The 25776-nt window shown below is 51.6% G+C and carries 14 protein-coding genes; all 14 read right to left on the bottom strand.

Annotated elements, in window-relative coordinates; genetic code table 11:
• On the bottom strand, positions 1-1806 hold the full coding sequence (locus K2G41_RS03735; RefSeq protein ID WP_300114652.1) for an alpha-L-rhamnosidase C-terminal domain-containing protein: 1806 nt from the start codon (positions 1804-1806) through the stop codon (positions 1-3).
• Positions 1806-3752, bottom strand: a complete 1947-nt coding sequence (locus K2G41_RS03730) for a CotH kinase family protein (protein ID WP_300114649.1) — start codon at positions 3750-3752, stop codon at positions 1806-1808. Before K2G41_RS03730 ends, K2G41_RS03735 begins: the two co-directional genes overlap by 1 nt.
• Before the next feature lie 123 nt (positions 3753-3875).
• Entirely contained in the window at positions 3876-5102 is a 1227-nt protein-coding gene (locus K2G41_RS03725; RefSeq protein WP_300114645.1) for a hypothetical protein, read from the bottom strand.
• An 80-nt stretch (positions 5103-5182) separates the two neighbouring features.
• Positions 5183-6124, bottom strand: coding sequence for a cellulase family glycosylhydrolase (locus K2G41_RS03720; protein WP_300114642.1), 942 nt, complete (start codon positions 6122-6124; stop codon positions 5183-5185).
• A 25-nt stretch (positions 6125-6149) separates the two neighbouring features.
• On the bottom strand, positions 6150-8027 hold the full coding sequence (locus K2G41_RS03715) for a sugar-binding domain-containing protein (RefSeq protein WP_300114640.1): 1878 nt from the start codon (positions 8025-8027) through the stop codon (positions 6150-6152).
• Between the two features lie 19 nt (positions 8028-8046).
• Positions 8047-9408 carry a family 43 glycosylhydrolase gene (locus K2G41_RS03710; protein ID WP_300114638.1) on the bottom strand — a complete coding sequence of 454 codons (1362 nt, stop codon included), beginning with the start codon at positions 9406-9408 and terminating at the stop codon, positions 8047-8049.
• A 5-nt stretch (positions 9409-9413) separates the two neighbouring features.
• Positions 9414-12641, bottom strand: a complete 3228-nt coding sequence (locus K2G41_RS03705; protein ID WP_300114635.1) for a glycosyl hydrolase — start codon at positions 12639-12641, stop codon at positions 9414-9416.
• 11 nt (positions 12642-12652) lie between these two features.
• Positions 12653-15169 carry a glycoside hydrolase family 3 C-terminal domain-containing protein gene (locus K2G41_RS03700; protein WP_300114632.1) on the bottom strand — a complete coding sequence of 839 codons (2517 nt, stop codon included), beginning with the start codon at positions 15167-15169 and terminating at the stop codon, positions 12653-12655.
• A gap of 21 nt (positions 15170-15190) precedes the next feature.
• Positions 15191-16696, bottom strand: a complete 1506-nt coding sequence (locus tag K2G41_RS03695; protein ID WP_300114629.1) for a family 43 glycosylhydrolase — start codon at positions 16694-16696, stop codon at positions 15191-15193.
• A gap of 61 nt (positions 16697-16757) precedes the next feature.
• Positions 16758-18566 (bottom strand): hypothetical protein, encoded by a 1809-nt coding sequence (locus K2G41_RS03690; RefSeq protein ID WP_300114627.1) that lies wholly within the window; start codon positions 18564-18566, stop codon positions 16758-16760.
• Positions 18567-18691: 125 nt separating this feature from the next.
• Positions 18692-19993, bottom strand: a complete 1302-nt coding sequence (locus K2G41_RS03685; protein ID WP_300114624.1) for a trehalase family glycosidase — start codon at positions 19991-19993, stop codon at positions 18692-18694.
• Between the two features lie 10 nt (positions 19994-20003).
• On the bottom strand, positions 20004-20675 hold the full coding sequence (locus tag K2G41_RS03680) for a GDSL-type esterase/lipase family protein (RefSeq protein WP_300114622.1): 672 nt from the start codon (positions 20673-20675) through the stop codon (positions 20004-20006).
• A 161-nt stretch (positions 20676-20836) separates the two neighbouring features.
• Complete coding sequence (locus K2G41_RS03675; protein ID WP_300114619.1) at positions 20837-22594, bottom strand: RagB/SusD family nutrient uptake outer membrane protein; 1758 nt, start codon at positions 22592-22594, stop codon at positions 20837-20839.
• A gap of 11 nt (positions 22595-22605) precedes the next feature.
• Positions 22606-25767, bottom strand: a complete 3162-nt coding sequence (locus tag K2G41_RS03670) for a SusC/RagA family TonB-linked outer membrane protein (RefSeq protein WP_300114616.1) — start codon at positions 25765-25767, stop codon at positions 22606-22608.
• Positions 25768-25776: the final 9 nt, after the last annotated feature.

Below are 25776 nucleotides of genomic sequence, written 5' to 3'. Positions count from 1 at the left end.
TTACTTAACGATTTTCACACCTGCGGGGGCATCTACCTTGGTGTCGATAGAGCCGTCGGCCAGGCGGCGGTGAGAAATCTTGATTTCGCCTGCGGGGGTGGGGTAAGTACCCTCAACCCACTCGAGGTCGCCGAGGTGGGGATTGATGCGCACGGTGGTGCAACCGGGATCGAGCACTTCGACGCCGAGCACGTGGCGGCTCATCCAGGCTGTCGGGCCGCTTGCCCAACCGTGGCAGAGGCTGTGGCGGAAACCGGGATAGCAATATGCTCCGAAATCGCCGTGAATATCGGTCTCACCCTCGGCAGGCAGACGGTCGATGGGACCGGCATTCTTGGCCCAGTCGAGGTCGAAGTCTTCCCAGAACGTAGTTGCACCGAGGTCGAGCATACCGCCCCAGTAGGTGCGGATGATGTCGAGAGCCTCGTCATAGCGTCCGGCCAGGGCGAGAGCTTCGAGCATGTAGTAGCCGCCGAAAGTAGAGAATCCCTTCGGACCGCCTACGGCCACACATTCTGCCGCAGCCTTTTCGGGATCCATCACGCCTGCGATGGCCATGAGCGAAGCTGCCTGCTTGAGGTCGTTGTGGGGAAGTTTCTTCCTGTCGAGACGGCGGCGGATGTCGCGGCACTTGGCGGCGCGGTCCTTATCGCCGATGTAGTTGCAGAGCTGCTCGGCATCGGTCATGGCCCACGTCATAAGAGCGCGGTAGCCGGCTTCGACGCCTTCCTTGTTGGGGCTCGAAGGCCAGTCGAGGAAGCGGTCTTCGGAGAGACGCTCAGTGCCGTCCTGGTCAACGAGCGTGTCAATCTGATCAATCAGAGCCGTAATGTAGGGTGCATGACGATTGAGAAACTCCTTGTTGCCCGACTGCATGAACCAGTCATGATGAATGATAAGATACCAAAGCGAATATGCACTCATGCCATTGAACCACTGAGGAAGTGGCCATTGTTCGCAAGCGAGGTCGAGAGTAGCCTCAACACTTGGGTCACAGCCAAACACGGCAGCGATGGTCGATGTCTCGGGATGCATGTCGCCGAGCCAGATGAGACGGTCGCGCTTGATACCATCCCACAAATACTCCTGCATATTGAGGTGTACGGTATAGGCCCCGGTGTCCCAGATTCTATTGAGTCTTGGGTCTGAGCTCTTGAACGAACCCTTGTAGGGAAGGTCGCGATAGCGGAGGATTGCGGTGGCTTCCTTGAGGTTGACGGTCATACCAGGATCAAGAAGGTCGATGCGCACGAAACGATAACCGGTGTTGCCGGTTTCGATCTGACCGTAGAAAGGCATCGTGAGCACCATGTCGCGGATGGCATGGTCGTTGGTGGCCGTGTTGGCCTTGAGGTCTACCTCTGAATTATTGAAATCCTCAGCCACGGAGACTTCGGCCGTGGTGAGTTCGCTACAGGCCTCTGCCACCGATTCGCCGAAGCGCAAGCGCATGTGAGGGGTTTTGAGGGGTGAGACAGCCGAGATGAGCAGACGCAGGCTGCCATGGAGCTCGCGTCCGAAGTCAAGCACGATGGATGCTACAGAGTCGTTGACCGTCGAGAGCTGACACATGCCTGAATTGAATATGTCGGTCTGTCCTGAGCCGGGAATCAGGAGAAGCTCCGAGTCTGTTACGCCACCTTCAGTAAGCACTACACGCGACGGTGTGATGTAGGCACGACTGAGAGCATCGGCTTTCACCCTCGCGGTGTCGCCTTCTGCAGTAAATACCCGGGGCAACCCGGCCATGGCATTCAATGATGCCATGCCGAGTGCCAATGTAATCATAGCTGAAATAGATTTCATTACTTAACAGATATTTTGGTGTTTGTATTGCCGGCTTTGACGATGTAGAGTCCGGGCGCGAGTTGGGCGGATGTCTCTCCGCACTCTCCTTCCGCTACTGTCCTGCCGGAAAGATCATAGACTGAATACCGTGAGCCTTGGGCGAAACCTTCTGTGACAATGGTTCTATTGACTACGCTGACTTTGCCTCCGGTTGCCACCGTAGTGATGCTTGTAGAACTTGGATCATAACCGATAACCTTATCGAGCGTGTTGATACGGGCTTCGATGAAATCGCGCACATAGTTTACCTCTGCTTCCCAAGAACCGAGAGCTTGCCAGTTGTTGTGGACCTTCTGGTCGAGGATAGGCCATCTCATGAAGTTGAGGTGCTGTGATTCACGAATATTGTCTGCCACGTTGTCGATGTATTCCTGAAGGCTCTCAGGAGTGATGCTGTATTCCTCACGGGCCTTTGTCCAAAGTGTTTTCACCTCTTCCACGCCGTTGGGATCATCAATGAAGAAGCGGTAGTAAAGGTCGCGTAAGGTTCCGGCGGAAGTGCTGACAGTCCAGAGATATCCGGGATAATTGCCGGAGTCAACGTGACGGATATCATTGTCGAGGGCGATATCGAAGTCCCATACGGATGCCACTGCGATATGGTTGTCACCGCGGGGCTTGACCAGATGAATGCTCCAGAGTTGGTCGGGATTGGCCACGATTTCCTCGATAAGCATATGGCGCTGCCAGGTGTAGGTGTCTACATAATTGCGGTATCCGCGTTTTTCATTGGTGAAGAATCCTCCGAAAGCTGAAGATTCCATTGAGTTGAAGGCTTTCTCTATATAGTCGTGCTGCACCGGAAGGATTTCGTCTTCGTCGGGCGACTTGATGGTGACAGGTATTCCACGGCGAGACATGAACCAGGATGTTTCCTGATCGGCATAGCCGTCGATTTCGAGATGGTAGGCACCGCTCAGAGCATCTCCTTCGGTGTCCTTGTCGCTCATTTCTATGCCTTCGATGCGGCCGTCGTTGAGTTCTACCTGGTCGGTAAGCTGATAAGTACCCTTATACTCGCCGTTCATCACTACGTCTACCAGACGGAGGAACGGCGTAAATGGCATCTGCATCCTGCGCGACACCTCAAAGTCGATTGCATTGCGCATAAGGGTCTTGTCGCCGTAGTTGTTGATAAGACACCACTTTTTGGCCTTGGCCGGAGAGCCGAGCACGTTCTGCTTTTTATCGAATTTGATGCGCCAGGGCTTCTTGGGAAACTGACGTGAGGCATTGCCTCGCTCGCGGGTGGTGGCGATTGCTTCTACATCGACCGCATTGTCGTTGAGGATGATTATATTGGATTCGATGTTGGTCTCTTTATCAAATGGTTCCTGTGCGTCTTTTGTATTTATGACCACAGTAGGAATATTCGTAAACTGGTAGAGGTGAGAGTCGTCGCCTGAGCCGGGATGGCCGTAGAATTCAAGTTCCGCAATGTTGCAGCGGGCATCGGCCGGACCTACATAGCGAACGTAGCGGAAACCGCGCGAACAGTCTACGTCGGCATGGTGCATCGTGCCGATGACACCGGCTTCAGTGATGATGTAAAGTGGCACGGCATCCATGAAGTCAGGACTGTTGGCACCCAGAAAGACGCCCAGCACTACACGTCCGGGACCATAATAGTCATCGCGGGGCGACCACCCTATGCGTGTGATCACATGGGGTTCGCCAAGATCAAGACCTACGAAAGTGCGTGAGCGCTCATAGGAAGCGAAGCATGTGGATAAATCTCCATCGAAAGCTTCAGAAGGGGTGTTGACCGACGTTGTCGGCATTCCTGTAGAATAGTCTACTGATTGCGAGCCGAACGGAGTGCCGGACAGAAGTGCGTCGTCGGCAGACGTGAAACCAAACCCCGTACAGATAACGGTTGATAAGGTAAGTAAGCGAAAGTTCATATCTTTACGGTGTTTAAATAAGTAAGGAAAGAAATATTTGGCACAGTCAGTGCCATGAAAATCAGGGCCACAGCCTGCGCCAGACTTTAGTATGTATCTAACAAGTGGTCAGTTTAGTCTGATTTACTCTGCTATAACTTTAGTTGACTTGCCGTTCTGAACCTTGATGTAAAGGTTGCCGGTAGCAGGATTGTTTACGCGGATACCCTGGAGGTTGTAGTAAACGGCCTCACCGTTTTCAGCCTCGATGACTTCTATAGCGGTGTCACCATTAGCGGGAGCCCAGCGGGGGTTCTTCACATAGATGAAGTTGCCGGCAGGAGAGTCATAGCACTGAATCCAAAGATAGCTCTTGCTGCCGAAGCCCTGACCGAAACCTTCAGTGTTGATAAGGTTTGAAAGATCGATCTGAGCAGTCTTGAATGTATTTTCGAAACCGGCGTCGTCACCGCTGCCCTCGAGCACGATGTCGCCAACGGGCTGAGCAAACCAATCAGTGCCTTCCTTTACTCCCATCACGTGCATGGTGAATCCATCCATAACACTGTACTCGAATGTGAAGTGGTTGTTCTTGGGGTTGATGGGAAGTACACGAGTGTTGGTGCCGATGATGGCCTGCTGTGCAAATGTGCCGTCTTCGTTCTTTTCAAGATCGTCGAAAGTGAAGTAGCTGGAGTTAGTGAATTCATCAAACTCCTCGCGGAGGCCGTGGAAGGCAAAGAGACCCTCCGGCTGTTCTGCAGAAGAAGCGTTGATTTCTGCGGTAGCCTCTTCGTTGGTCATCACACGTCCGTTCTTGATGAGAAGGGAGAAAGGACCGGGCTTGCCGTTACTGTTGTTCTGGGCAAGGATCATGTAGGGCTCATACATCGTGCCACCATCCGGGTTGGGCAGCCAGGACTCAGAAATCCAGTCCCACTCAGTAGTATTGATGAACGGTACGTAGTAGGTGAGCCACTCGTCGGTCGGTTCGAATGCCTCCTGAAGCTCCATCTCTGTGCAGATGGAACGACCGTCGTCCCACGTACGGCGAACACCCATATAGGTGAAGATATCAGTGTTCACCTTGTAGTCGAACGCGAGTACGTAGCTTCCCGGGGCAGGCACCTCGAACTTGTTGATACCGATGATGGTGTTGCCGTAGTCGCCTGTCGGGTTACCGTCTGCATCAGTCGGACGGTTATCCACACCTTCAGAGATGTACTCGAATACACCTTCTTCGTTGGTACCCACGATAGAGATATCGCAGCGGTTGCCAATCGGGAAGAACGTTACGGGGATGGCCTCAGCACTTGCTGAGAGGGCTGCAGAAACAGCAGCGGCCGTAAGGAGGAAAAATTTAAACTTCATAGTCTAGCTTTTTCGGTTAATAAAATGTGACTTTTAGAAATTGAACTTGTTAGATATGTGGGTAAAGTAAATCAGTCTGTTTATTTCTTTTTTTCATTCGCGATGCCTTCCTTTACGATGTTGTAGTAGACGAAAGGATCGCCGAGGGTTTCATTGTTGCGGTGGTAGTCGCTCTGCGAACCGCTGCAATCGGCAATACCCCAGAAGATACCGTCACACACGTCATCGTATGAGCCGAACACAGTGTATTCCTCTGCCCCGAGGGCCCAGTCTACACGGTCGGCCCATTCCGGCGCATTGATTCTGCACCAAGTGGAGGGATGCACACCGCCGTTGGGAGCGCAGAAACGCACCTTGCCGTCAGACGATTGAGAGAAATTGCGGTAGCCCCAGCCATCTGTCTCAGCAGGGAGGATACGCTCGTTCACTTCGGTGGTACCGATACGAAACTTGGCGAGATAGTCCTTCTCATTGTCGGGAGTCTCAGCCCACTGCTTCTCAAAAGTACGGCCGGGGAGAAAGATAAGAAGCATGGGACGGTCGTCGCCGTAGCCGTAGTGCTGATAGTGGGGAAGCTGAGCGTAGTTGTCCCAGACTTTCTTTGCTATGTCGTTCCAGTACTTCATGGTCCAGGCACGTGTGTTACCGAGGAAGATGAAGAACTTCATGTCTTTCTCCGCACATACTTTCACGATATTGTCGAGCATCGGGAGGAACGTAGCGTCAAAATTCTCGCCCTGTTTCCCATTGTCAAAGTAAGGGAGATCCCACTGTGAGGGGTTGGTGAAGTCGATGGAGACAACATTTATACCTGCATCCTTAATCTTCTGAAGGATATCGCGACACTGCTCAATATCGTTGTAGTCATGGTCAGGATTCCACTGACCGTTGACGAGAAACTTAGTACCGTTGTTCATGCTACGGCAGCAGGGCATCACGTGAGTGACAGGCGTTCCTGCCCATCCGCATGCCGCCGACGCGAGCATGGCTGTAAGAGCGAAAGTTTTAAATTTTGCAGTCATTGCTGATGTTCAGATCTTAAAAGGTTTATTTGTTGTTGCGAGGAGTCTTAGAGAATATCTTGTAAAGGTTCGTGGTGTCAAACTTCGGACGGCGGTCGTAGTAATAGAGGCCATTCTGCTCCTGCTCTACGTCGGTGAGCTGAGTGTAGCAGTAGCCTGCGATATGGTCGCCGAGGTTGACGATAGCGTCTACCTGCCCTTCGAGACGGTTGAGAAATTCAGCCTCGCTCTTGGGCGCTTCGCCGTAGCCCCATGCTTCGGAGTCGCTGGCAGAAGTCTCGCCTGTCCATTTGATGCCGCCAAACTCATCTACGATGAATGGCATCTTGCCGTCGTAGGTTGGGAAAGGATAGTCAGGGAGCCGGCGCGTGTTGAAGCCGATGTTCGGTATGTTCATGCCACGAGCATGGTTGAGCTGCATGAAACGTCCGGCATAATCCTCAGAACGCTCGGGGTCATAGAGCTGACGCGAGAGGGCTGCGGGATCCTGCTCATAGGTGTGGACGGTCCATATATCTGTCTTCACATGACAACCGCCGCTGGCATCGTTGACCGGACGGGTTGGGTCGATTCGCTTGGTGAGGTCGTAGAGCGATGCTACGAAGCGAGGATAGTTGCGCGTATCGGGCCACCACTCTTCGTTGAGCGGAGTCCACATGATTATGGAGGGGTGGTTCATATCACGGTCGAGAATCTCGCTCCATTCACTGAAGAAATTGGCTTCTGCCAATTCGTTGTTTGCATCCATACCCCACGAGGGAGCTTCACCCCAGGTGATGTAGCCGAGTTTATCGGCCCAATAATGGAAACGGGGTTCGAACACCTTCTGATGCAGACGGGCACCGTTGAAACCGGCCGCCTTCGACATCTCGATGTCATGACGGAGAGCCTCGTCGGAAGGTGCTGTCCAGATGCCGTCGGGATAGAATCCCTGGTCGAGCACCAGACGCTGGAAGTAAGGTTCACCATTGAGATAGAGCTTATTGCCTCGGATGTCGATGCTGCGCATTCCGACATAGGAGTTGACCATATCAATCACTTTTCCGTTCTCGTCTTCCACTGTATAGACAATGTCGTAGAGGAAAGGAGATTCAGGCGACCAGAGTTTCGGAGACTTGACGGGAAGTACGGCCACCGACTGTTCATCGGCTTTCACGGAGGCCTTGGCTACAATGCGGTCGCCATCCTTAAGCGCTACTTTGAGAGTATGGTCCTCGGCGCCGGGATAGAAAACGGGGCTGACCACAATCTGCTTTTGTGCAAGGTCTGTGGTGACTTTCGCATCCTTGAGGCTACCGGGTGCGACAGCCTCAAGCCAGACTGTCTGCCAGATACCGGTGGTACGTGTGTAGTTGCAGCCATTGGAAGCATCCTTCAGGCTCTGCTTGCCGGCTCCTTGAAGTTCGGAGCGCAGATTGCTTGTGGCATAGACCACTACATTAGCATTCTGTCCCGGAGTGACGTAGGGAGTGATGTTGACGTCTACCGGGGCGCTACCACCTCTGTGAAGTGCCACAAGCCGGCCGTTTACATACACCTCCGCATTATAGTAGATGGCTCCGAAATGCAGGATTATCTCTTTGCCTGTCCATGCCGAAGGAACCTCGACGTCGCGCTGATACCAGATGCCATTGATGAAATCCTTATGGCCTACGCCGGAAAGTGAACTCTCCGGGCAGAAAGGTACGGTAATCTTTCCGTCAAAACCGTTGGAGTTCGGATAGTTTTTCTCAAGTCCGGAGAGCGACTGATCCAAAGTATAGCTCCATGTGCCATTGAGGTTGACCCAATCGGCACGCTCGAAGTCGGGGCGCGGATATTCCGGACGGGGCACATCGGCGTTTGCCGACATGGTGCCGGCAAGAAAAGCCAGTACAGGCACGAGGAGCGATTTTACTTTCATAATGGTTGTCTTCATTTTTTCAATCAAACTTGAATGAGATGAATTTCATGAGATCCACACCATTCTTGCCACGGAAGCGGAAGAATATCGGACGCACACCGATGAGCGACATTGCCGGCTCCGGCTCCACATCGACAGTGATGGTCATGGGAGTGTTGCCGTTGCCTTCCGGCACTGTAATCACAGCCAGACGGGGAAGTGAGAGCGTATTGGCGAAAACCTCAATTGTGCCGCCTGCCTCAGGCACGACAGTCACAGTGAGTTTTTTAGGCTCGCGAGTGAAGTCGAAGTAGCGGAAAGCAGAGGAGTTGTTGTTGCGGATATTCGTCACCATCTCCATGCCGGGAATATTGTTGCGGTAATCGGCCGGCTTGACGAGCGATATGCGGGCGTCACCTGTGAGATAGCATGTGCGCCATGCCTCCATTGTTTCGAAAGGATTGAGCGGACCGGCCGCGCCCTGAGTGGTCATCTCAACGCGGTTGATGGTGCCATCCGGGTTGAAGGTGATAGGTTCGACACAGGCTTTGCGCATACGTTCCGATCCGTTGGTGGAGCGATGGTAAAAGACGTACCATTCACCGTCGATCTCGGCGATGCTGCCGTGGTTATTCCACACGTTGGGGTCACAACCGAAGTTATCGACTATCACGCCTTTATATTCGTACGGGCCCATGAGATTGCGCGACATGGAGTAGCCGATACAGGTAGGCATACCGCGCTGACTGATGTCGGCATACACAAGGTAATACCAATCGCCGCGCTTGAGCACCTGAATGCCTTCATGGAACGAGTGGTCACGCTCAGTGATGATGCTATCGGTGATGGTGGAGCGATCAATCGACATGAGGTCATCTGCCAGACGTGCGCACTTGGCTGAGAACTGTCCGTAGAACAGGTAAGGCTTGCCATCGGTGTCGACAAAGACGGCCGGGTCTATTTGCCATGCGCCCTTCAGGAGCTTACCGGACTTAAAGGGACCGGCAGGGGTCTCCCCTACTGCCACTCCTTCTACGTCGGGCGAACCTCCCTGGCAATAGAAGAGATAATACTTGCCGTCCTTTTCAAGACAGTCGGGAGCAAAAAGAAGCTCCTCGTTGTACTTAACCTCATCATTGTCTCCGCGCGATGCAAACACATAGGGATGGAGCTTGAAGGTCTTCATGTCGTCTGACGACCATACGTCGTAGTCATACGAGCAATAATAGTCGAGAGCCTCGTCGCGGGAGCCATAGACATATACCGGACCACCCTTTGTCCACTGATGGGCGGAGGGATCGGCCATATACATGCCCTGCGGAACTATGGGGTTCTGCCCTACTGCCGTGCCAGCCACCACGGCAGTAAGCAGAGATAGATATGCTTTGTTGATGAGCTTCATATCGTTTATTTATTGTAAACGGTTGGAGTATCAAGCAGACCTGAACGGAAAAGCACGTAGCCGTTGGTGAACGCATCGCCTTCGCTTACGAACATCTCGGGACCATAGGCCCAGATGCGGGCAGGAAGCTGATGGAGCGGGCCGAATGTATTGCGACGTGTCAGAACCACATCGAGGTAGAGGGGGGCGTCACCCTCGGGCACGTACGCCTCATATGGCTCGAATGCCACCATCGAGCTCTTGTCGCCACGGCGAAGCTTCATGCAGGCTCCTACGAAGTCGTCAGACTTGACGGCCTTGATGCCGTCGGCATCATCGATACGATAGGATACCGTACCGGAATAGAAAGGCAGACGCTGCCCTGTAATGTCGCCGAGGGCAAGAGACTCGGGAAGTGTGGTAATTCGCGGATTAGTAGCCAGAATACCGTCGGCATTAGTATGGATGCGAGGACGGGCATTGGGAACTTCCGCAAGACCGGCAAGATCTACATCTACACCGAAATCGCCGATGATATACATTGTCTCGAAATTGACATCTTCCGTGAAGGAACATGCCACTGAAATCTCATTCTTGCCTGTTACGAGCTGCGACTTATCGAGTTTGATTTTCTTGAAGCAAGGATCAATCCACCACCCGGAAGGAGCGGTAGTGAGAGGACTGCCGTTTACGGTGATTTCAAACACGGAAGGAGTTTCCAGGCAGAGATACATGTCGCCCTCAGGCATATCAGCAATGTCAAACGGATAGGAAAGACTCACCTTACCATAGATGGGTTTGTCAGCTCCTTTGAATTTAGCAAAGAACCAGGGCTGGAGCATTGCACCGCCACGATACTTAAGTTCAAAGTTACGACGTATTGCCTGGTCTACCTTAAGCACTTCCGTCGGTTGGCCTACAATGCTCTTTCCATCGACTGAGCATGTGGCGAAGTCAAGCGGAAGCACGTTCGGCTCGTTGAGTTCATATGCGAATGTAGTCTGTGAGAGTGAAGAACCGTTGTCATCGTTGAGGCTTACAGCCGGAAGTGCACCCGGGAAAGACTTGGGAGTCACCATATAGATGTGCTCCTGGAGGCCTGCGAAATCAACTTCGAAACTATCCCCGGTAGTACCCTCAGTGACATTCATTTCATATACCTTACCGTCGCGGCAGTTCCATTCGCTGAGGCTTCCCACGGTAGGAATAGTGATGGATACATTGTCGTAGGAATTGTCACGGCTCATGTTGATGAACGCATAGATGGTGCGGTCGCCATCCTTGCGGACCTGACAATAGATTTCGGCGATGTTGTTGCCGGAAGTGTCAGTGATTTTGGCCATAGGAGCCACATCCTTGCTCACAGCGTCGACAATTGCATTCTCAGTGTAGGGCACACAAGTGGCTTTCGATGAAAGGAAAGATGCAACATCGCTGTTCTTTTCCACATTGACCATGGTAGGAAGATCACCTGCTGCTACAATCTTACCACCCTCCTCGGCAAACTTACGGAGAAGGTCAAGAGTAGCGCCACGCATAGTGACCATGTTGCCTACGAATACAGTGGTATATTCGGATTCTCCCATACGAATCACAGGCTTTCCATCCTTACCTTTCTCGATTTTGGCCAGACGCGACATCATTTCCTCATCGCCATAGTCAAAGTCGATATGGTTGCCTTCCAGCCAATGGAAGAGGTCTGCATAACGGTTCTGCATTTCTGCGATTACCGGAGATTTCGCATTAAGGTTGTCAAAAGCGTCGACTGAAACCTGAGCCATCACGCTCTCGATAGGATTGACCACCAGAAGGTCGCATTCAGGCTTGCCCTGAGAAAGTAGCATGCCCATACGCGCGTAATAGTCTTCGACATAGCTGTAGTCCGTATACCATCCTGACTGGAAATTGACAGAGGCAGGATAGTCGCGCTTGGCTTCACCTTCCATAGTATACCAAGAAAGATGGGGACAGCGGAGGTTGATGCCGAAGAGCGCCTGCCAGTCGCCGATTTCCTTATAGTCGTCGAAAGTCATCTGCCAGCCTGTGCAGCCGTCGAGCTCTGAAAGGAGCATCTTCTTGCCCGTCTGGCGAGCTACGCTCTGAAGCTGCTTTGCCACCCAGTAGTTGCGGTTGCTCTGCGTAAGGATGTCGATGCCGGGAACGTGCATATACTCATAAGTACGCATCAGTGACCCCTGCATTGATACCTGCGACACGAAGTCGTCTTCATGCAGTACGTGGCCGGTGAGTTCCATTCCATTATTGTCGCACCACTCGTAGAGGGGCTTCACGAAGTTGTCGAGGAAGAGCTGCTGAGCTACATTGCAGTACTGCCATTTCACCTTGTCGTAGGTCTCGCCATCCTGATGGAGGAAAAGACGGGGCAGTTCATCTATGATATCAGTGCCGTAGGCTTCCTTGTATTTCTCAGGAAGTGCATTTGTCCAGGGAGCCATCAGCGGACGATTGGCGTTATCGTTACTGAAAGCTGTAAAAAGAGGTCCGCGATGAGGCTCATCGAAGAATATACCCTTGATGGAGGAGCCAACGCGGTCGCCGCATTTCTCCTTATATTTCTCATGGGTAAGCGCGATGAAGGTGTCTGTAGCCTCTCGGTTCATGGCATCCACATAGGAGTAACCGTTGACAAAGTCGGTGTCAGCAGCTTTCTCTCGGAAGAATGCGAGGATGCTTTCCTCCGGTTTCACGGATAAGAGTTGGTCGGCGCTGTTGAGGCGACGGAGATTAGTATAGTTAGTGCTGTCGAGTTGGCAGGCAAACACTGCTTCATACGTGTCGTCCCATTTGAAGTCATTAGGGCGATGAATCTTCATGGTCATGAAGTTCATCCTAAACTCCGGATTCTGGGTGACGTAACCGCCGGCGGTGCCGGAGGGCCAACGGTCTTCATCGTAAAGCCAATTTTCCAGACCTCGTTCTTTGCCGTAGTCAGCCACAGCATTGGTAAGGTCAAACCATTCATCGCCAAGATATTCCGACTGCAGCCCCACTCGGGAATGCATGAAGTAGCCACCGAAGCCCATGGAGTCGAGCACACCCACCTGACGGAGGAGTTCGTCCTTGTCAAGTTTGCCGTTCCAAGCCCAGAAAGGCTTCGCCCGCCACTGAGCGGACGGATTGGCGAACTCTTCAAGCAGCTGCTTGTCGCTCAGACGGTCGGATTTGCCTGTATGGCAAGCGGTGAGAAGAGTCAGCAGTGCTGCTGCAGGTATGAATATTTTATTGTATCGCATGAATTATAATATTAGAATTGAAATTCCTTTGATTGTTTGATGTCTCGGGATGATGATCCGGCTTCGATTACGTAGGGAGCTGAATCGCGCACCCATGAGTGGGTAGTCACATCATAGTAGGTGAAAGCATCTTCGCCAAGTGGAAGAGTCACGATAGTCGTCTCACCGGGAGCCAGCTCGATCTTACCGAATGCCTTGAGTTCGCGCACCGGACGCTCCACTGATGCCTCGGGTTGACCGACGTAGATTTGCACTACCTCGCTGCCCTTTCGCTTGCCGGTGTTAGTGACATTTACGGATACCGAAGAGCCGTCCGGGGCTACTTCAAGGTCGGAATAGTCAAAAGTGGTGTAGCTCAAGCCATAGCCGAACGGGAACAACGGAGTCTGGCCGAACTTGTCGTAGTAGCGATAGCCTACGTTGAGCTTCTCGTTGCAGTAGACGTTGTCGAAATCCTGATGCGAGAGCACATTGAGGGGGGCCTGAGCATAATCGACAGGCCAGGAGAATGTAAGGCGACCCGAGGGATTTACATCGCCGAACACGACTTCGGCAAGCGCCTGACCGCCGAACATGCCGGGATAGAACAGGTCGACAACAGCGGGGACATTGTCAAGCCAAGGAAGGGTGACAGGCGAGCCGTGATAGAGTGCGACAGCCATCTTCTTGTTGAGGGCGGAGAGCTGATTTATGAGCTCGGTCTGCCCCTCGGGGAATTCCATCGAAAGACGGTCGCGACCCTCGCAATCAAGATTATGGTCGAGTCCACCCACAAAAACCACAAGATCGGCTTTCTTTATGTCATTCTTATATGGTTTGAGGGCATTAGTGATTGTCTTCTGATCACCCTGCATCGACCAATCGAGCTTAAGCGAAGGATTATCCTTAGCCCAATAGTTCATCTCTGTAGAGTTCTTGGCACCTTCCGGAGTGCGACGGTAGGAAACACGTATCGGATATTCCTTACCTTCCTCGAGCTGTACCATCGAATAGCCTGTCTGCGGCACACCGGCCTCACCGTTCTTGAGGGTCGGAGCACCCATGTCCTCCACCCAGAGTTCTGCATAGTCATCGCTGCTGAGACGGAAGATGTAGAGACCGGTAGCAGGTGCCTTGAACGTTCCGTTGATGACAGCTCGAATCTCATCATGGCGGATATTCTCGGAAGGAGACTCATTAAACCAACGGAAGCTGAATTCTTCGCTTACCGCAGATGCGTGATGGCTTCCGGAGGGATCGGAGTAATCAACAGTAAGGTTTCCATTCAGGCGATCGCCACCAAGCGTCACAAACTCTGCCTCGCCAGTAAGGGGAATCGTGGTGATGTTGACTTTGTCGCCCAGACGGGTGCGGAATCCATCAAGCACAGTGGTCTCGAAGGGAGACTGAGCGCCCGATGACCCGCCAAGGCCAAGCACATCGAAGCGACGGTCGACCGACGGACCTATCAGGACAATATTCTTTACCTTATCCGGATTGATAGGAAGGAGGTTTTTATCATTTTTAAGAAGCGTGATGCCTTCGCGGGCCATGTCGAGAGCCACCTGTTGATGTTCCGGTGTGTTGACCTGAGGAGCCGGTTTGGTAGCCTTGTCGCCCATTTTGCCAATGTTGTAGCGTACCTGAAGATGACGGCGCACCATCTCATCAAGAACCTCCATAGGAACCTTACCCTCCTCTACTGCAGTGGCAAGTTTTGCACCAAAAGGCACATCTGAATAATGTCCCCATGGCATATCCATGTCAAGGCCGGCAAGAGCTGCAGGAACGGTTGAGCGTGAATGACAGAAGTCGGTCATTACGATTCCGTTGAAACCCCATTCATTTTTGAGCACCTGATTGAGCAACCATTGGTTATCACTGCACAGTTCGCCGTTGAGACCGTTAGCGGCAGTCATCACCGACCAGGGATCGGACTCCTTCACTGCGATTTCAAATCCCTTGAGATAAATCTCGCGGAGTGTACGCTCGTCAGCCCAGGTCATATAGAGGTTGCGGTTGAGGTCGCGACCATTGACGGCGAAATGCTTTGCACAGGCTATGATGTCTTCATCCTGCATACCGCGAATCTGCGCGGCTGCGATTTTACCACTCACCACAGGATCTTCCGACATGTATTCGAAGAAACGTCCGCCGAGTGGATCTCGATTTATATTGAACGCTGGACCAAACACAACAGAGACATTGCGGGCACGAGCCTCCTCCCCTATCACCTTGCCTGCTTTCTCGGCAAGTTCGGTGTTCCAGGTGGCAGCGAAGCCAAGACCGGAAGGGAATGTAGTGACATCGGGAATCACCACACCGCGCGGACCATCGGATCCATACAGTTCAGGAATTCCAAGACGTTCCACTCCGGGGAAGACAACTTCTCCGAAGCGCTCACCTCCAAATGTCATGCGCACTTTTTCCTCAAGTGTCATCTGCCCTATCAAATCGTTTATCTGACGATCTATTTCAGCCTGAGTCAAGGCCGCAGCAGAAAGGAACGCTGAGGAGAGCAAAGCCGCCGTGATGAGTTTCTTAAACATAGCTTCTGTTGTGTGGATTAATTAGTTCTGAGAGTAAATTGATATTTCTTTTATCGTATAGTCGCCGGATACGGGCACTATCTTAAGATTGTGCTCACGTTCGGATGAAAGAGGCACGTCAAACGAGATGATTCTCGTGCTGTTGCCGGTGGGGCCCGTATGGGCTACATTGCTGCGGGCTACGAGGGTCGAATTGTCATACAGTGCCCATTCCGAGTTGAGATTCCTCGATTCCACAACATACTCGATATCATATGTACCGGTAATAGGAACCGTGAATTTCATTTGCTCGCCAGGAGAGAAGGAAGCTATCTTCTTTCCTCTGGCAGGGATGTGATAGGGCACTCTTGTTATCTCGACCTCAGCGATGCGGCAGTCTGTCTTGGGCAGAAAGCGCACATATCGCGCTGTGCGGTCGGATGAAGGAGCCGTCCAATTGATACGGTCGCATGACACGGCTACTTCGGCGTCGACTTTTTTCTTATCGGGTGTACGTGCTGTGATGCCGTCGATAAAAAACTCTCCCATCAGGTCTACTTCAAGGTAGGGAGCGATTGTATCAGCAGGCGTCACTACAGCCTCCCACCATGTTGCCTTGTTGCCATCTATAGCCTTGTGGGGCTCGTGTCCGGCAAGGAATGCTGTGGAGTTTGCCACTTTGCCATGAGCTAAGTTGACATTGCGGGAAAGAGAGGGAGCAGGCTTGGCCTTGTCGTTGCGGCTTGTTGGCACAGGACGCCCCGACTCAAATCGCATCGGGTCGATAGCAAGTGCGCGCGTCTCCCAGCTACCGTCAGTGTTGGCATGGGCCGCATACCATAGTTCAGATCCGTCAGGTGAAGGAGTGATGCATCCATGGCCGGGAAGCCAAGGACCGGTCAGCACTTCGCCCTGCTCCACATAATCGACGCTATAGGGATTGTCACCCTTAAGCGACTCCATTTCCATATAGTAGGTCGGATCTATCCGAGCATAAAAACGAAGGTAATCGTTGTCGCTCTTCACCATGAAGGGACCCTCCTTGTTGGCGCGATGTCCGACGAAGTCATTGGTGATTCGTGTCCAGTCTTCGTCGAGAGGCGCAATCCATTCGCTGTCGAGGAGATACGACTTTCCGTCTGTGTCGATGAAGATGCTTGGATCCAAACCCTTTTTAGGCAGGAATGAATGGAAAGAATACGGTCCGTCGGGCGAGGGAGCTTTCTGCACCATGAATGTATTACCGGGATTCCAAGTGTTGCAGGTGGTGATAATGTAGTAGTCATCTCCTTTGCGATGCATCTCGGATGCCCACATGGGGCGGTCACGCACTTCGCCTTCAAAGGCAAGCACCGGGCCTGACCAATTGACAAGGTCACGTGATTTCCACACGCCTACCCATTGCATTTCCCAGTCGCCGGGACAAGGAGTGCCGGTCAGATAATACCAGTCGCCATACTTCTGGATATATGCGTCGGCAACCCTGGGCGCAAGAGGGAACTCCTCTTGCGCATGGATTGCGAACAGTCCTCCGGAAAGTAATGCCATCCCGAACAATATTGTTTGTCCCTTATGCATTCCTTCTTTCAAGTCGGTTGCGGTTATACGATTATTCAGCGAAGTAGTGATAATTGTAGCGACGCTCCGGAGCAGACTCACCATTCTTGAAGAACTCGGTGATGTCGTCGATAGCCTGAATGTTGTCTACCCAATGGAAATAGAAGTTGGGCTTGTCGCCAACACTAAGTGCCGAACGGGGAACAGCAATTTCCATCTCATTGCCCTTGACAGTGAAGGGGCAGGATGCAACCGTCTCCCATTTGTCGCCCTTACGGGCCTTGATGGTAGTGGTGTTGGCTGAAGTTACTTCCATATTGACTACGAAGTCATAGCCTTCCCATCCGGTCGACTTGTCGCGGTCGGCATCGATGTAGAGCATCATCCAGTTGTTGTCAGTGCTCGGTGTCATATCAACATCGGTGCTGACATAGAAGTAGATGTTGTCCTTGTCGTAAGCCACACGTGATGTCGCGATGTCGTTGCGGGATGTGTTGTTGGTGTAACGCTTATCATACGGAGCACCCTGAGCGTTGCGCTTCGGGTTTTCTCCTACGAAGTCGTGGAAGACAGGAGTGACATCATTCCATTCTCCAAACGAGCCATCGATAGCGATTGTCTTTGCATCAGACCCAGCTACAGGTGCCTTCATTCCCTTGTACTGACGGATGTAGTCGGCCATCTGATAGAAGAAGTTGTCTGAGAGCTTGCCGGCAGCCGGCTCGATGTCGCGGTTGAACTCCTCATTGAATTCATCTACGAAATACATGTCGCCTTCCTTGCAGACACGACCCTGGAACTTGAATCCGGCACCGACAAGACCTGCGTCAACAGTCCATGCACCGGCTTTCCATTCGTTCCATCCGGTGATGCAGAGAATCGGAGCCTTCTCATCCTTAGCCCACTGCCACTGCTCCTCGAAAAATTTGCCATGGCTGAAAGTCTCGGCACACAGCCACTTTTCATCATAGGCCGGAGTATAATCGTGGGTGGAAGAAGAGCTACCGTAGAGATGTGCGTCCCAAAGCGGAGCGCCAAGCCCCTTGGAAATGCAGCACTGTTCCTTCTTGCCGTCGATGTAGGCGCACGCACGCTGATCCCACTTGTTGAAGAAACGCCATTTGTGTTCGTTCTCCTGATTGTTGGCGAGATCGGCCCAGCATACACGCCATGTGAAGGCGTTATTGAGAGCTGCATTGCTGCTGTGCTGACGGGGAGAAAGCACGAGTGGCTTGCCATCAAGCATAAACCAGCAGTTGGCATAACTTGCATCACAGTAGAACTCAGTGAACCACTGGTTGAGTTCATAGTCAAGCGAATACTCGGGACGCTCCTGGTCATCTGCATTGAAGAAGGGGACGATGCGGGGAGGCTGATACCCCTTGGCCTGCATATCCATAATCACCTTAAGGAGCTTGTGGGTCTCCGGAGCGTGGATCACGCAGTTGGTGAAGTCAAGATAGAGGAAGTCTATGCCGACGAGTGTAAAGAGGTTGATATGCTTCTGAAGCACATATTCATCGTCCGATCGATAGTAGCCGAGCTCCGGTTCGCCCCAATAGTAATCGGCAAACTCCCAGTTTGTGAATCCGGGATCTTTTTCGAGCACCTTGGTCACATCGTAGTTACCCTTGTCGCGGTCGCGACGGAGGTCGCTATGCCAAAGCCAGTAGAAAAGACCTACGTAGCGGTTGCCATAGCGGTCGCCACACTCCTCATAGCTTGGAAGAGTGCGTCCGAGTCCGTCAGTCGCAACAAGGTTGTCACCGAAAGCCTCTACCGGAAGAGTAGCACCTTCAATAAGGGTCCAACGGTCCGGTTCCTTCTCCGTGGGGAGCGGATCAACGTCGTAGCTGGGCATAGTATCCTGGCAAGCTCCAAGCGCAAAACCTGTAGAGAGCATCGCTGCTGAAGCTAAGCAATTTAAATATCTTTTCATTGCGTTTCTTTTTAGATGTTGGTATTAAAAGGTAAATGTGATACAGGTCAATCTATCTTAGTCACATCCTGAGGCACTGAATCCTCCCACTCCATGAAGTGACCGAGGAGGCTCCAACCCCAGAAGGGATCAAGGCCACAGCCCTCCCCTGTCTCCGAGTTATAGTACTCACGGTTGCCGGCTTCCTTCACAATCTTCTGTGTGTAGTGGGCCACGATGGAAGCAAGTTGATCCTTACCATAGTTGCGCAGACCGTGATAGACCATGTAGTTGGTAGGAATCCATACGTTTGCGCGCCATGAACAACCCACGTCATTGGGGAGAAGTATGGTGCTGTACCAAGGTTCTGATTTGGAAAGGGCAGCCATCGGTGCCGGAGTCCAGAACTCTTCAGGATTGAAGAGATATTCTGTAGTCATGCGGTCAACCTGCTCGGGAGTGGCCACTTCGCAGAACATCGGAGCGAACGAAGAGATGGAACGCACGGGAATCATATTGCCCTTCTGCTTATACATGTTGACACGGGCAATCTCATTGTACTTGTCCATCGGGCCGTCGGGGTTCACCTTAAGGTCGTAGTAGAATCCATCCTCTTCATCCCACATCATGGTGCGGATACGCTCTGCAAGTTCATCGCTTTTCTTGCGGTATTCAGCCGCCAACTTCTTGTCGCCTGCCATCTCTGCAAGACGTGCGAAAGCACGGGTCTCGCGCACTAAGTAGGAATTGAGGTCGACACCCTCACAAACCCTGTCAAGCCAAAGACCGGCACGTTCGAGCTGATTGTCCATTCCTGTGTGAGGAGCACTCATCCACTCGCTGAGACCGTTGCCGTTGCTGTCCATATTGACCAACCAATAGTCGATATACTTCTGCAGACGTTTCATATATTCCGGAGTGAGAATCCAATCCTTGTCGCCGTACTGGTCACACACCAGCAACGCAATCTGAGCGAGGAAAGGCTTCACATGCTCATTGTCGTGAAACTTATTGCCGGGTACCGAACGGACTATAAAACCGTCTTCACGCTGATTGTCGAGGAAGATGGTCACGCCGTTCTTGATGTAGTCGGCAGGCCAGCCCATGTAAAGCTGAACGATAGATTCGAAATACTGGTCCCAGTCGTAGAGCGTTCGGTAGCTGTAGCCGGTGAAGTAGTCAAGACCGGACCCTTCATCGGTCATGATACCGTTTCTCATAAGAGAGTCCACATCGGCAAGTTCAGTCCGGAGTGTCTTGAGCGATTCGAGTTCAGCAATGCGGGGAGCCGCATCCTGCGCCTTCTTCGCCGACATGCAAGTAGCAGCGCTCAGACAGGTTAATGCGATTGTAGCTATATATTTATTCATTGCGTTAATATTATTCTTTTACGTAAGGAAGTATAATGTCACGCCACTTCAGATAGCCATCCACCATGAGATGCAGTCCGTCGTTGGTGTAGGAAAGATTCATTTTGTCGGTGCCGGGAATGCAGAACTGCGGGTAGAGATTGATGAACTGTACTCCGCGCTCCTTGCAGAGCTGCTCCAGCTTGGCGTTGTATTCTTTTATCTGTTCGCTCTTGTCCATATGACCCCAGAAGATATTGTACGTATCGTTGATGGGAAGAATACTCTGGACATAAAGACGTGTTTCGGGAGAAAGAGAGGCGGTGCGGTCGAGGATTTGGGTCATAACCGATATCACCGAGTCAGGTGAAGCCCCGTTAGCGATATCGTTGACACCTATCATGAGGAATACTTTTGCAGGATGCCCCTTGAGGGTCGACTGAAGACGGTCACGCACTCCTCGAGATGTGTCACCGTTGATGCCACGGTTTTTGACGTGCGCATCTGAGAAGAGTTCGCACCATTCGCAGCCGTTGGTTATGCTGTTGCCAAGGAAAATGATGTCCGTGGATTCAGCAGGCAATCGGTCAAACAGAGAAACACGCTGATAATAGTACTCAGAGTGTTTGTTCTGAGACGCAATAGGCATCGCCCATATAGGGATGATTAGAAGCAGTAGAAATTTGTAAAGGTAAGTTTTCATCAGATTGGTGATTGTCAAAAGTAAATAGCAGTGTCGGAGCCGGAAGAGAGCCCCGGCACTGCTAAACGAATCCTAAATCAATTAACCTTATAAATTCTCTTACTTATTGGAAATTCAAAAAAACTATAATCATTTATACATATCTCTTCCTGAGGGTCATCTTACTCCCAACCGGGATTCTGGTGGCGAACACCGCTAAGAGTCTGAATACGAATCACCTCATTGCCGGGAATCGGTGAAAGAAGATACTTCTCGTTGCTGCAGTTGCGACTTTCATCCACTACAAAGCGCTCGAAGCGGGGATTGCCGTCGGCGGCTACTGTCACCTTCATGCCTGTGATGACATTGAAGTTGCTGTCGAGTATCTTCCAACGACGCACGTCGTAGTAACGCTGCTCCTCGAAGGCAAATTCCACACGGCGTTCATTGCGAACGCGCTTGATGAATTCCTCCTGGCTAAGGCCGCTGAGAGCAGGCATCTTCACTCGATTTCTAACCTCATTGACGGCGTCGTAAGCAGTCTGAGGAACATTTGCATTCGCCATAGCGGCAGCTTCAGCATAGTTGAGAAGGATTTCTGCAAAACGGAACTGACGGAAATAACCATCGCTGTTGGTATTGAGGTCCGAACCGAAGTTGTTGTATTTTCGCAGATAATAGCCGGTCGGCGTATGCTTCTTGTCCTGCTTGAGAAGGTCGATACTCTCCGCGCCTCCGTTGCTTGTATCTACCGTGCTGTTGTTGTTGAGAGCTTTTTTACCACCATGATAGTAGATAGTAGAAGCAAGACGCGGGTCTCGGTTTGCATAGGGATTCCGCTCATCATAGAGATTCGCATCCGGATTGATGATGGGCTGGAGATGTTTGCTGTCTGAATAGCCGAGGATTGGCTGTATGCCGTCAACAGTCTCATACATATCCACGAGTTCCTGACTCGGGCAATTACCTGCACTCAAAGAGCCGGTAACGGAGGGAAGACCGCTTGAAATCCATACCGAGAGCTGGTCACGAGTTTCGAGAATAGTCTCTTTGTCAGTCACGCGTGCGCCGTCGGGGCGGGTGTTGAAATATGTATCGTAAGCACTGATGTTCTGCTGGGCATTACCGGATTTTGTGAAAAGTTCGTAGCCATTCTCACGGAGTGCATCAAGACTCTCCTTGGTAATCTTCTCGGCATCACTCCAAGTAATTGACCCATCGCTATAGAGAGGGCTTGCCGCAAAGAGGGCTGTCTGCGACTTGATGGCATATGCCACGCCCTTAGTCATCATGCCACGAAGCGCTTCGTTGCTGGTTGTGTTCCATTTAAGCTCTTCGCTAGCTAATGCTTCGTCGCAATCGGCAAAAATCTGACGTGCCACTTCGCTGAAGTTCTTGAACTCAGCTTTGCCGAAATCAAAGTCTGCGTCATATGACTGAGTTGAGTAAGGAATCTCATTGTAGCGCTTTGCAAGCTCAAGAGAATACAGAGCACGAAGCACAAGACACTGTACCTTCCAGGCCTCACGGTCAGCCTCCATGTTGACAACGGCGTTATCGATATTTTCAAGGAAAGTGTTGCACTGATTGAGACCCTTGAAGTATTCGCTCCAGCATCCACCGTTGACACCTGACTCTACCGGAAAGTCGTAGGCAGTCGAGGCGCCACGCCAATAGCGGGCGGAAGAGCTGTTGTCAACAGTATTGGCATCATAGGAATCATCGGTGAAAGATGCAAGGAAGGCGTCATTTCCATACCAATTGCCCTTTCTCTGATTCTGCAGATGGCTATAGCAGAGGTTAAGGTAGCTGAAAGTCTTTTTGTCAGTGGAGAAAATCTCATCCTTGTCAATGCGCCCGTCGGGGTTATATTCCGGGGAGCAGGCCGCAAGGGAGACAGAGAGAGCAGCTACGACCAGTATATCGTTGAGGAATTTCATTTCACTAAAAATTAGAATGTTACGTTGACACCTATATTATAAGTGCGATAGATGGGATATGACGCTGCATTGATGGCTTCAACGTCAAAATCCTTAAAACGACGCTTGTCGAAAGTCAGAAGGTTCATGCCGGTGAAGTAGAAGCGTACGGCCTGCAATGTAGCCTTCTTGCAGATTTTGGAAGGAAGATTGTAGCCGAATTCAAGAGTCTTCAGACGCAGGTAGTCACGATTGGTGATAAAGAACGAGTTCGAGCGAAGGCTGGTTGAATTTGTGGATGTCAATGCGGGGTAAGTTATTTCAGCGCCATCTGCGAAACGCTCGGGAGTATAGGCATGCATATGGATGTCAGCGTATGTTCCGCGCCATTCATTTTCCCATGCTCCAAGACCGCTTGTGAAGATAGATCTTCCTGTAGCGCCCTGGAAGAGCAAGTAGATATCGAAGTCACGCCATTTTGCCTGAACATCGAAACCGTAGTTGAATGTCGGAATATCGGTACCACTGAACGGTGCCATGTCCTTTTCATTGATTATACCGTCATTATTGAGGTCAATATAACGGAAGTCGCCTACACGGGGCTGTTCTCCCTCGAAGAGGGGGCCTGCTGCTATTTCCTCAAGGCTATTGTAGTAACAATTGCCGTTTGAATAGTCAATCACATAACCCCAGGTAGTACCGAGCGAGTAGCCTTCCGTACGCTTGCCATAGAAGTAACCGGCTTCTGAGCGGTCAAGCTCACCTGTGCTGATGACTTTATTCTTGGCATATCCGCCACGTGCTCCGACTGAAAGATACCAATCCTGATTAAGTTGCTTGTGGAAGTTGACATCGAAATCAAATCCGGAGTTGCGCATCTTACCGTAGTTGATGTAAGGAAGGTTACCGCAGTCAGTACCCGAGAAATCGGGGAAGAGTTCTGACTGCACCACCATGTCGTGCATATTCTCACGGAAGTAATCGAAGTGAACGGCTACGCAGTTGCCGAAGCCAAGGTCAATGCCGTAGTTCTGCTTGTAGACCTTCTCCCATTCGATGGCCGGGTTGCCGAGAAGACCCTCGGCTGCCATAGCGCCGTAATAAGGAGACTGACTGAGATAGCCACCACCTCCTACCGAATATTGGTCCATATAGAGGAAACGGCGTCCTCCCGCAATGATATCATTGCCGACAAGGCCATAGGAAGCACGAAGCTTAAACATGTTGAGCCATTGCGACATGCCTGAGTTGCCATAGAATGATTCATTGGAAATCACCCAAGAACCCGACACTGATGGGAAAAATCCCCAGCGCACCTTGTTGGGAGCCTTACAGAAAGCGTCGCTTCCGCTGTAGGAGCCGTCAAACTGGAGATAGTAGCGGTGCTTGAAGCCATACTTGGCATGAAGCGAAACGTTGGAGCGACTGTAGGGAAGCATTCCCTGTGCATCGAAGTTCTGCTTCATGTAGTCCTGATAGAAGTAGCTTGCAAAAGCATCCACGCTGTGAGTGTTGTCAAACTCACGGTTGTAGCCTACTCCACCGAGGAAGTTCAGATAGTAATACTGTTCGCTTCCCTTCGACATGGAAGGCGGAGTATTGACGTTGGTACCGAATTCAGTGAATACAGGCTTGCCGTAGGCTTCGGTAGCATCTTCATCAAGGATGTAGCGCTGATAGTCGGTGTTGCCGTAAGTAGTCTCGGAATAGCGGGCTTCATAGCCGAGAAGTCCCTTTGCGTAAAGACCTTTGGTGATGAAGTCGAGTCCCCAGTCAAGATTGAGGGCGGCATTGACAGTTGTGCGGGTGGTGTTGCGGTTACCACTCTTATTAAGTCTGCCGTAGATTGGATTCATGTTGAAGTCCTGAGCAACGATACCCTTGTCGTAAGGCACTATCTCTCCTTCTTCATTGATGATATCTGTGGTGAACGGACCGTATTCTATCGCGGGAGTACGGAGCATCGTGCCGATGAAGTCATCGCTGTTGGGACTGTTCTGATTGTCTATCACAACATTCGTGTTGAGGCCGGCCTTCAGGTTGGAGAAGATGTTGACCTGAAGGTTGCTGGTGACATTGAAGCGATTGAGATAGAATTCAGGATTATACTTCTCCTGCTTCTCAGTCTTGATGAGGCTACCCTGTCGCAGGTATGAAGCATTAAGGAAGTAGAGCACCCTTTGGTTGCCGCCGGTAATGTTAACGTTGTAGCGCTGCATTGTAGCCGCATCCTTAGTATACATGTCATACCAACGGTTGTTGGGATAAAGAATATTGTTGCCCTGACGAGAGAGGTCTATCTGATCCTGTGAGTAAAGCGGAGCGAGACCATCATTCATAAGAGCCTGGTCGCGAAGACGCATATACTGCCAAGAATTCATCACAGCCGGGAGGACAGTAGCCTGCTGCACAGCGAACTGAGCGGAAACGCTGATGTCGGTTCTACCCTGCCTACCCTGACGCGTGTTGATAAGCAACGCTCCGTTTGCACCCTGCTGGCCGTAAAGAGCCATGGAAGAGGCATCCTTCAGAAGCACAATGTCTTCTATGATAGAAGGGTCAATGATGTTGAGGTCGGTAGTAGGAGAAGGCACACCGTTGAGCACAATCAGTGGGTCGTTGCCGTTGATGGAACGGCGACCACGTACGAAGAGAGTCGCGCCGTCGGCATTGAGGTCGCTCGTGCCTGAGATGAAACCGAGGCCGGAGAGCTGACCTGCCAGACGGGCGGTGGTGCCGGCAGAAGGCATCTTCTCGAGGGTCTTGCCACTAACGGAAGACACTGCTCCGGTGAGAGCCTCTTCAGTCGTAGTAAGGCCCTGAGCAAGGGTAAGTACCTTGCTCATGCCATATGCATCGGGAGCGAGAGTGTAGACATTCTCTTTTCCGGGAGTAGCTTCGACAGAGCTCGTGGTATAACCGACGTACTGGAGAGAAAGCTGATTGAATCCCTGCGGCACATTGAAATTGAACTCACCGTCTATGTTGGTGACGCCCTGGATAGTCGAGTCGACAACCTTAACCACCACACCTGCAAGCGGCTCATTATTCTCATTGAGCACTTTGCCGATAAGGGTGACATTGTTTTGCTCGTCGAGCTCAGACGTCTCAATGGGAGCGGCAATTGCAACTGCCGGAGCTGCCACACACATCAGGCCGAGCGCCAGATATTTTGCATTTATTAATGTTTTCATGTTCGTCTT

The organism is Duncaniella sp., from assembly GCF_029056165.1.
Lineage (GTDB): Bacteria > Bacteroidota > Bacteroidia > Bacteroidales > Muribaculaceae > Duncaniella.
Note: the sequence above shows the minus strand (reverse complement) of the source record. Positions and strands in the feature narration are given on the sequence as shown.